This window comes from Luteibacter sp. P4_E6, assembly GCF_056401535.1.
In genome coordinates this window covers 1-9,404 of sequence record NZ_JBFUJE010000128.1, presented here as the reverse complement: position 1 = coordinate 9,404, position 9,404 = coordinate 1, and the positions used below count along the sequence as shown (strand labels likewise).

Genomic DNA, 9,404 nt, shown 5'->3' with positions numbered 1-9,404 from the left:
GTTCCAAGTTGCTCACGGTGGCCATCGCCGCCGGTCTGGGCCTGACGAGCTTCTCGGCTTTGGCCGCGACGCCGAAGTCGCAGCAGCCGACCCGCGTCACGATCGATGCCGCCACCCTTCAGCAGCTGCAAGCACAGCTTGCCGCACTGCAGTCTCAGGTCGCCGACCTCCAGGCCAAGCAGGAAGCACAGGCGGACGCGCAGGTCGAGACGGCCAAGGCCGTCAATGATGCACAGGTCGCCGCTACCGATGCCGCCGCCGCCTCCAAGAAGTCGTCGGACAAGATCGCGTACAAGGGCGTGAATATCACCCTTGGTGGCTTCCTCGCTGCTGAATCGATCTACCGTACGCACCAGGAAGGCGCGGACATCGCATCGAACTACAATTCGATTCCGTACAAGAACACCCCGGCGGGCCACCTTTCTGAGGGTCGTTTCAGCGCTCGCCAGAGCCGCATCTCGATGCTGGCCCAAGGCGACATCAATCCGGACACCCACGTTGCCGGTTACATCGAGGCCGACTTCCTCGGCGGCGCCCAGACCGCGAACCAGAACGAGTCCAACTCGTTTAACCCGCGCGAGCGCAACGTCTACATGACGATCGACTGGGACAAGCCGGGCCTGCACCTGTTGGCCGGCCAGAACTGGTCGCTGCTGACGCTGAACACCAAGGGCATCACTCCGCGCACGGAAGCCGCTCCGCCGCAGATCGACGCTCAGTACGTCCCGGGCTTCAGCTGGGCGCGTCAGCCGCAGATCCGCCTGGTCAAGGACTGGAACAAGGAATACTGGCTCGGCATCTCGCTGGAAAACCCGCAGACGACGTTCTACGTGAGCCCGAACCAAGCCAAAGCACCGGTCACGTCGATCTACAACACGGCCGCCGGTTCTGGCTACGATTCGGCCAACACGCTCTCGGTGAATCACATTCCCGACGTGATCGTGAAGTTCGCGGCTGATCCTGGCTTCGGTCATTACGAAATCTTCGGCCTTGGCCGCGCGTTCTATAACCGCTACAACTCGGGCTCAGGCCCCAGCAACCACGACGTCTACGGCGGCGGTTTCGGCGTCGGCATGATCCTGCCTGTGGTCGAAAAGTTCCTGGACTTCCAGTTCTCCGGCATGCAGGGCCGTGGCATCGGTCGCTATGGCTCGGCACAGCTGCCGGACGTGACGTTCAAGCCGAACGGCTCGATCGCTCCGATCAAGGAAAACATGGTTCTGGCTGGCCTGACCTTGCACGCCAATCCGGACATGGACATCTATCTTCTCGGCGGCCGCGAGCACGAAGATGCGAAAGCGTTCTCGTACAACGGCGTGCCTCTCGGCTACGGCAACGCTGCGTACAGCAATGCGGGCTGCGACATTGAAGGCGGCGCTTGCGTAGGCAACACGAAGCAGATTTACCAGGGCACCCTGGGCTTCTGGTGGAAGTTCTACCAGGGCAAGTTCGGCAAGGCCCAGTTCGGCGCCCAGTACTCGCATACGGTGCGTGATTCGTTTGAAGGCGTGGGTGGCTCTGCGAAGGCTAAGGAAGATATGGTCTTCACCAGCTTCCGCTACTACCCGTTCTGATACCACCATCGGAAAGGAGTTCTACCCAGGGACGGAACGAGCGGCGGGCATTGCCCGCCGCTTTTCTTTGTCCGAAGAAGACAGGTCAATAAGGGAGCGGATCGGGTTCCTGCGCAGCGCTTTCCCAAATGCCTTCCAACAACACATGTCGTACGCGGCTGACGTACTCAGACTTCTCCACGAGAACACGAGGCCTCACATGATCGCGGAACGACACAACAACTCGGTCGTGGTCGCAGATTGACGCCACCACATTCGGCGTCGTCTGGTCGATGGCGGGGCCACTCAGATTGAGGTGACTGCTGCACATCGTCGGTGGCAGCCGAGGGAAGTGGCCGAAATAAACTTCAACACGTTCGCCCGCTGGCTTCGAAAGCCCCAACGGAACCGGCCAGACGTTACCGTGCACATCGAAGCTTTCGATATGACCGTCTGGATAATGGAAGTTGAACGGCATCTGGTTCATTCGCGCGTCCCATTTCTGATAGGTATCCGAACCCTGCACTGTCCTGGTCTCCAGGTTCGCAGCGCATCCGGCAGAGAGCCCGGCGACGAGGAAGATTTGCAGAGCTTGCCGAATGGGTCGGAACATCACGATAAGTCTCCAAGTGAAAAGCTGGCTGCTGTCTTCACGTTCAGATGGACCGGTCCTGTGGATCTTTCAGCTGCGCGGTTTGGGTCGTGGCTTCAGACCATCCGCCGCCGAGGGCTCGGATGAGATCGACACTCGCCTGCAGTTGCCTTGTCCGCACAAGCTCAGCCGTACGCTCGGCCTGCAGCGTGGCTGTTTGGGCAGTCACGACTTCGAGGTAGCTGACGACGCCTTCGTTGTAGCGATTGGTCGCTAGCGTCTGTGATTCCTTCGCTGCATCGGCTGCTGCGGTCTCCTGCTCGTTCTCCCGGCCGAGCTCCTGAAGCAAGGAAAGATTGTCTTCGACCTGTTGAAATGCGCGGAGCACAACACTTCGGTACTCAGCGGACGCCGATGCGAACTCAGCTTTCGCCTGCGCCTCGCGTCCTCGGCGCAAGCCCCCATCGAAAAGATTCATCGATGCCAACGGACCAAGGCTCCAGAACTGATTGCTGGCAGCGAGCAGATCACCGTGCCCTACGTCCTGCCATCCAAATGCGGCACTGAGGCCGATGTCTGGGTAAAAGGCTGCCCGGGCGACACCAATGCCGGCGTTGGCCGCAAAGGCGCGCCGTTCAGCAGCAGCGATGTCTGGCCTTCGCTGCAAGAGCGAGGACGGCACGTCTACCGGAATGGCGGGAAGCGCCACAGCGGCAGTCGGCGCGGCGGGTAACGAGAAGCTCGAAGCAGGCTCGCCGACCAGCGTTGCGATCGCGTGCTCGGTCAGYGCGCGTTGTACCCTGAGCTCCGTGTCTYGTGCTTGCGCGTCTGCGAACAGCGCGTTTGCGCGAGCGAGGTCCAAACCGGACGACACCCCGCCGTCCATCCGCTTACGCGTCATTTGCTGCCCGTCACTGAACGCCGCAAGTGAATCCTGGACGATACGTGACTCGGTGTCGAAACCCCGCAGCTTGATGTAGAGATCTGCTAGTCGCGCCTGCAGACTCAACCGAGCGGATGCAAGGTCGGCTTCCGCGGCCTGCGTCTGGGCTTTACCTTCCGCGACTTCGTTGCGGATGCGCCCCCAAAGATCCAACTCATAGCCCGTCGACAGACCGAACGTTCTGGTGTCGTATTCGTTGGGCTGATTGGTCCCCCGCAAAGGGCGATTGTCCGACTGGCGGTCATTCGTCGGGCTGGCACTGACACCGATGCGAGGAGCCTGTTCAGCGCCCAACTGCTCGAGGAAGGCGCGTGAGGTGTCGAGTCGTGCAAGAGCCACGGCAAGGTCGGGGTTGTTTGTATCCAGCTTTGTCTCAAGTTCGTCTAGTGTCGGATCGCCGTAGACCTTCCACCAAGGACCACGAGCGACCGCATCGCCGGGGGCTGCGACGGCCCAGCCTCTGGGAGCAGCCGCACCCTTGAACGCATCGGGTAGTGGGCCGATCGACGGCTTTACGTACTCGGGCGCGAGGGAGCAGCCACCGAGTGCCAGTAGCAAGCCCGTGCAGAGACTGCGAGATGTCAGCTCACGCATTCTTGGCATGATTGTGCTCGTCGGTCGAAGGAGGAGCGATCTGAACGGTGTCACCCTGGGCCAGAGAGTCCGTCGGGTGATCGATGATTCGATCGTCAGGGTGTAATCCCTGGTCGATCTCCAGCTTGTCGCCGAGGTCCATCGCAATGTGCACGTCACGCAGAAGGACGGTGTTGTCCTTCCCCATGACGGCGATCTGCGGACCCGCCGCGCGGAACAGAAGCGTGGTCGCCGGCACGGTCACGGTGTTGCCCGTGGCATGGGTTGTCAGCTGGACCTCCGCAAAGTCGCCGGGCAGGAGGTCCTGCCGCGGGTTCTCGACCTTGAACTGTGCCAGCAGGGTGCCTGACGCCCGATTGATAGCATGGGAGGTGCCAATGAGCGTACCGTCGACGGTCTCCCCGCCATGGCCCAAGACGAGGAGCTTCACTTTCATACCCGGCACCACGGCCGACGCGTAGCCCTGAGGGACCTGCGTGTAAAGACGCATCTGGGTTGTGTCGGCAATGGAGAACAACGGATCACCGCCACCACTGTTAGCGGAAATCAGGTCGCCGATATCCGTGTTGCGTGCGGTGACGGTCCCGTCGAACGGCGCCACAATACGCTTGAAAGACTCCAGGGCTGCGAGGCGATCCACATCCGCCTTAGCTCCCAAGACACCCGCTCGTGCGGTCTCGGCTTCGCTCGCCTTCTCATCCGCCTCCTGCTTAGAGACCGACCGCGACTCCAAAAGATCATGCCAGCGCTTCGCCGTCGTATCCGCCAGACGGACGCTCGCCTGCGCCCGCACAAGCTGGGCCTTAGCCTGTTCAAATTGTTGATCGAGTTCCGGAGTGTCGATAAGAGCCAGGACCTGGCCGGCCTTGACCTTGTCACCGATATCTACGTTCCATTGCTTCAGGTAGCCGCTTACCCGCGCGTGGATGGGGGTAGCGATCCACGCATCCAGGTGACCGGGAAGCGTCAGGCCTTGATCGCCGCTAAGCGCCGAGGCCGCGATGAGCTGAACACTCGGCGTGAGCTGCGCCTTTGTCCAGCTTCCGAGCTCGCGCGACTCGACGGCACGCAACGAAAGGCCTGCAACCACGCCGATACAGGCGAGGCCGATGCCGATACCGAGGGCTAGACGAACACGCGGAGGCCGCCCGGAGTGAGCGATAGGAGCGTCATGCGACATGAGGTTGATTTCCGATGAGACGGTGTTCGGAGGAAGCAGGCGCCGTGCGTCCGTGAACCATCGCGAAGATGACGGGGACGAACAGCAGAGTTGCGAAGGTGGCGAACATCAGGCCACCGATGACCGCCCGGCCGAGTGGCGAGTTCTGCTCTTGACTGAGCGCCATTGGCAGCATGCCAATGATCATGGCAAGAGCCGTCATGCAAACGGGTCTGAAACGCGTGAACCCGGCTTCGAGTGCTGCCTTGGCAGCGTCGCCGTGCTCAGCGAGTCGCTCGCGGCAGAAGCTGATCACCAGAATGGCGTTCGCCGTTGCCACGCCCATACACATGATCGCGCCAGTAAGGGCCGGCACCGACAGGCTGGTGTGAGTGAGGAAGAGCATCCAGACGATGCCGGCAAGCGCTGCAGGAAGTGCTGTAATGATGACGAAGGGATCCGTCCACGACTGGAAGTTCACGACGATGAGGAGGTAGATGAGAACGACAGCTGCGACCAGTCCGAAGATCAGGCCGCTGAACGCATCGTTCATCGTGCCGACTTGGCCATGCAGGTTCACCAGAGTGCCCGGAGGGCGTTTTGCAGCGAAATCAGCGAGCACCTTCTGAACGTCACCAGCCACGCCGCCGAGGTCGCGTCCCTGAATGGACGCGTATATGTCGAACGCGGGCATGATGTTGTAGTGCGACACCACGGCTTCGCTAGGACCTCGCGTGAACGTCGCGAGACCGCCAAGTATCTGCGTGGCTCCGTTGCCAGAAGCAGTGACCGGTAAGGCCTTCAAATCGGCCATCGAGTCGAGAAGGTACTGAGGTGTCGCCGCAACGATGGCATAAGAAACGCCGTTCTTCGGGTTCAGCCAGAACGCAGGGGCGATCTGCGAACTGCCTGCTAGTGAAGCAACCATGCTATTGGTCACGTCACGCTCGGTGATGCCTAAGCCGTCGGCGCGAAGGCGGTCAACCTTCACGTTGAGCTGTGGGTAACTGGAACTCTGCTGAAGTCGCACGTCGACGATGCCATCAATCTTTCGCATCGCCTTCATGATCTCTTCGGCGTATGCCTCATTTGCTACGCGGTCGCGACCAGCGATAGACACGTCTAACGGGGAAGGCGCACCAAAGTTCAAGATCTGGCTCGTCATGTCCGACGGCAGAAAAGCAAACTGCGTTCCCGGGAACTGGCGCGGCAAGGTCTCTCGCAGACGCTTCATGAACTCGGCAGCGGGACGATGACCGTCTTTCAACACGATCTGAATATCACCATCTTGTGAACCAATGGTGCCGCTACTGCTGTAGACCAGATTCACGCCACTCAGCGGCAGGCCGATATTATCGATAACCGTGTCCAGCTCGCCGGGTGGAATCACTTGTCGAATCGCCYGTTCGATGTGGTCAAACTCCGAGGCGGTCTCTTCCACGCGGGTCCCCATGGGGGCCCGTACGTGCATCGACAGGGAGTCCGAGTCGACTTCGGGAAAGAAGTCGCGGCCCAACGCGGGAACGAGCGCGAAGGAGATCACCACGAATCCGAGAAAGCCGATGACGAAACGTTTTCGATGGTCGAGCGCGACCGTCAGGATGCCGTAGTAGGTATCCCGAACGCGGGTGAACCGCTTTTCGAAACCAAGCTGAAACGCTAGCAGGCCCCTGACCAATACGTTGTGTCGACGCACTTCGTGTCGATCACCCTCGTGGTGGTTGAGATACTTGTCTCCCGGGTGTCCACCCGCTCCGCCTTCGACGTGATGCGGCTTTAGCAAGAACATCGCTAACGTGGGCACCAGAGTGCGAGACAGAATGAACGAGGACACCATCGCGAAGATGACGGCCAACGCCATCGGCCGGAACAGGAATCCGGCGATCCCGTTTAGCATGAACATCGGTACGAAAACGATACAGATGCAGAGTAGGGAGACGAACGCGGGCGTCACGATCTGCCTGGCGCCGTCCATGATCGCATCGAATACGCCCTTGCCCTGCTCCAAGTGCCAGTTGATGTTCTCGATGGTTACCGTAGCGTCGTCCACTAGGATGCCGACCGCCAAAGCAAGGCCGCCCAGGGTCATCACGTTGAGCGTCTGCCCGAACACCGATAACAAGGTGATAGCCGACAGAATCGACAGCGGGATGGACAGAGCAATGATGACCGTCGAGCGCCAACTTCCCAGGAAGAGAAGGATCATCACTGATGTAAGCACCGCCGCGATAATCCCCTCTCGGGCAACTGAGGAGACGGCAGACTTTACGAAGATCGATTGATCGCTGAGCAGGTGCATCTTCAGCGATTTCGGTTGCGTCTCGGCGATGAGCGGCAGGAGCTTTTTAATCCCCGCAACGACGTCCAGTGTTGAGGCGTTGCCATTCTTCAGTGCAGGCATGAGCACCGCGCGCTTTCCATCCACACGCACGATATTATTTTGTGGCGGCGCGCCATCGCGCACATGTGCGACGTCACCGATCGTGATCGTGGCGCCATTGACCGTCTTAATAGGGAGATTGTTCAGCTCATCGATGGCAGTGGGGCTGTTATTGAGCTGAACGTGGTACTCGAACGTACCGATCTTGGCCGTGCCGACGGGGATGATCTGGTTTTGTGCCGCCAGAGCATTGCCGACGTCTTGGGCTGACAGGCCCTTCGCCGCTAGCGAGTGCGGGTCGAGATCCAGCGTCACTTGCTTCTGCTTGCCGCCATAGGGAGTCGGAATGGCAACCCCGGGAACGGAGATCAGCGTGGGGCGCATGAAGTTCTGCGCAATGTCACGAATGGTCGCTTCGGACAATACCGGGCTCGATAAGGCCATTTGCAAGACCGGCACCGTCGAAGCGTTGTAATTCAAGATGAGCGGTGGCGTGATGCCTGGCGGCATCTGCTTAACGACGGTCTGCGAGATGGAGGTGACCTGCGCCGTCGCCGTCCGGATATCTACCCCCGGTTGGAAGAAGATCTTGACGATGCCCACACCAGGTAAGGACTGCGACTCGATATGCTCGATATCGTTGACCGAGGTAGTCAACTGACGCTCGTAGTAATAGATGACGCGGCCCGACATCTGGTCCGGCGGGAGACCGTTGTAGCTCCAGACCACGCTGATGACGGGGATGCCGATGTTCGGGAAGATGTCGGTTGGGGTGCGCAATGCCGCCAGCGGCCCGGCGATAAGTATCAGCAGGGCCAACACAATGAAGGTGTAGGGCCGCGACAGAGCGATTCGGACGAGGGCTAGCATGCGCTGCGACCAGCGGTGTGCCACGGTGACAGCGAGATGACACGCCTGCGGTCGTGGGCAGGTCGGTTTGGCACAGTCGCATTCATCGTCAAGATCGCTCGGCTTGGCTGGGGGCAGAAGCGCCCAGGCCCATTATTCCGACCGATCCTTGTGGAAATCTTTTGTCTCGCCGGGATGCCTTGTCCAGGCCCTACATCTCGCCCCCGGGTAGGCCCGGCGGCAGGGAAGCGATGCTGATGCGGACCAGCAAGCCCTGCCCGGATGGGGCTTCGAGTAGTTCGGTAGTTCCCTCGTGCAGCTCGACCGCGCGCTGCACAATGCTCAATCCGAGCCCGTAGCCGGCTTCCTTCGTGTCTGCTCCGCGGCGAAACTGCTGGAACGCCGCGTCGCGCCGATCAGATGGAATGCCCGGACCGTCGTCGCAGATATCAATGATGGCGCGACCATGCTGGCGGCGCAGGGAAATATCCACGCGGCTGCGATCAGGTGTGTGGCGCAGTGCATTTTCGAGAAGGTTGCGGAACATTGCCGTTAGTGCGACCTCATGCCCCGATACCCGCAGTTCTGGCTCATCGTGCGTCAGACTGAGTGAGATGTCTTTTTCGTCGATAGTTGGCGCCAGTTCTTCCACCACCTCTGTCGCGAGCGCCACCAGGTCGAGAGGTACGCGGTGTTGGGAGGCTGCTCCTGCTTCAAGCCTCGCAATGGCCAGGATTTGCTCGATGCGACGGCCAAGTCGACCAAGGCTACGACGTGCCTTTTGAAGAATGGGGCTGATTTCGGAGGGATCTTCGGCGATGAGGGCGCTTTCCAAGTGGATCATGGTTGCTGCCAGAGGGGTACGCAGCTCATGCGCCACGTCACCGGCGAAGCGGTGCTCGCGCTCGATCGCGTCTTCGAGGCGCTCCAACTGCTGATTGAGCGTCTCTATCAGCGGTTTGATCTCGTCCGGCGACCGGTCGATAGATATAGGTTTGCGGCTGCGAGGAGCTCGTTCGGCAAGCACCTGTGTCAACGATCCCAAAGGTCGGAGACCATGTTTAACAGCGAGCCCTGCCAGGAGAGCCAGAAGGGGCAGTCCTATGACCAAAGGAAGCGCATGCTCCAGTATCAGTCCGCGCGTGATATCAGACCGATTCTCCGCCCGTTCACCGATGCGGATCGTCAGATTGAAGCGATTGGTAAGAGTGAACAATCGCCAGCGCGAGCCGTCATGTTCAATATCGCTGAAGCCTCGCTCGCCACTCCGCGGCGCAGGAAGATCCGCCAGATTGGCTGTTGCCGCCATCAAATTGCCATTGGGATCATAAGCC

At 60.3% G+C, this 9,404-nt stretch carries 5 protein-coding genes and 1 pseudogene; 1 reads left to right on the top strand and 5 read right to left on the bottom strand.

Annotated features, from left to right (window positions below):
* Nucleotides 1-1,574: pseudogene (locus AC1DT2_RS10135) on the top strand (hypothetical protein); the annotation flags it as partial.
* Between the two features lie 85 nt (nt 1,575-1,659).
* Here the strand turns inward: AC1DT2_RS10135 and AC1DT2_RS10130 are convergent.
* The 5 genes from AC1DT2_RS10130 to AC1DT2_RS10110 all read right to left on the bottom strand — a co-directional run.
* Complete coding sequence (locus tag AC1DT2_RS10130) at nt 1,660-2,166, bottom strand: hypothetical protein (protein ID WP_477296100.1); 507 nt, start codon at nt 2,164-2,166, stop codon at nt 1,660-1,662.
* 43 nt (nt 2,167-2,209) lie between these two features.
* On the bottom strand, nt 2,210-3,682 hold the full coding sequence (locus AC1DT2_RS10125) for an efflux transporter outer membrane subunit (protein WP_477296099.1): 1,473 nt from the start codon (nt 3,680-3,682) through the stop codon (nt 2,210-2,212).
* On the bottom strand, nt 3,675-4,754 hold the full coding sequence (locus tag AC1DT2_RS10120) for an efflux RND transporter periplasmic adaptor subunit (protein WP_477296098.1): 1,080 nt from the start codon (nt 4,752-4,754) through the stop codon (nt 3,675-3,677). Before AC1DT2_RS10120 ends, AC1DT2_RS10125 begins: the two co-directional genes overlap by 8 nt.
* A gap of 97 nt (nt 4,755-4,851) precedes the next feature.
* Nucleotides 4,852-8,091 carry an efflux RND transporter permease subunit gene (locus tag AC1DT2_RS10115; RefSeq protein ID WP_477296097.1) on the bottom strand — a complete coding sequence of 1,080 codons (3,240 nt, stop codon included), beginning with the start codon at nt 8,089-8,091 and terminating at the stop codon, nt 4,852-4,854.
* Between the two features lie 190 nt (nt 8,092-8,281).
* On the bottom strand, nt 8,282-9,404 hold a 1,123-nt coding region (locus AC1DT2_RS10110; RefSeq protein ID WP_477296096.1), incomplete at its 5' end, for a sensor histidine kinase.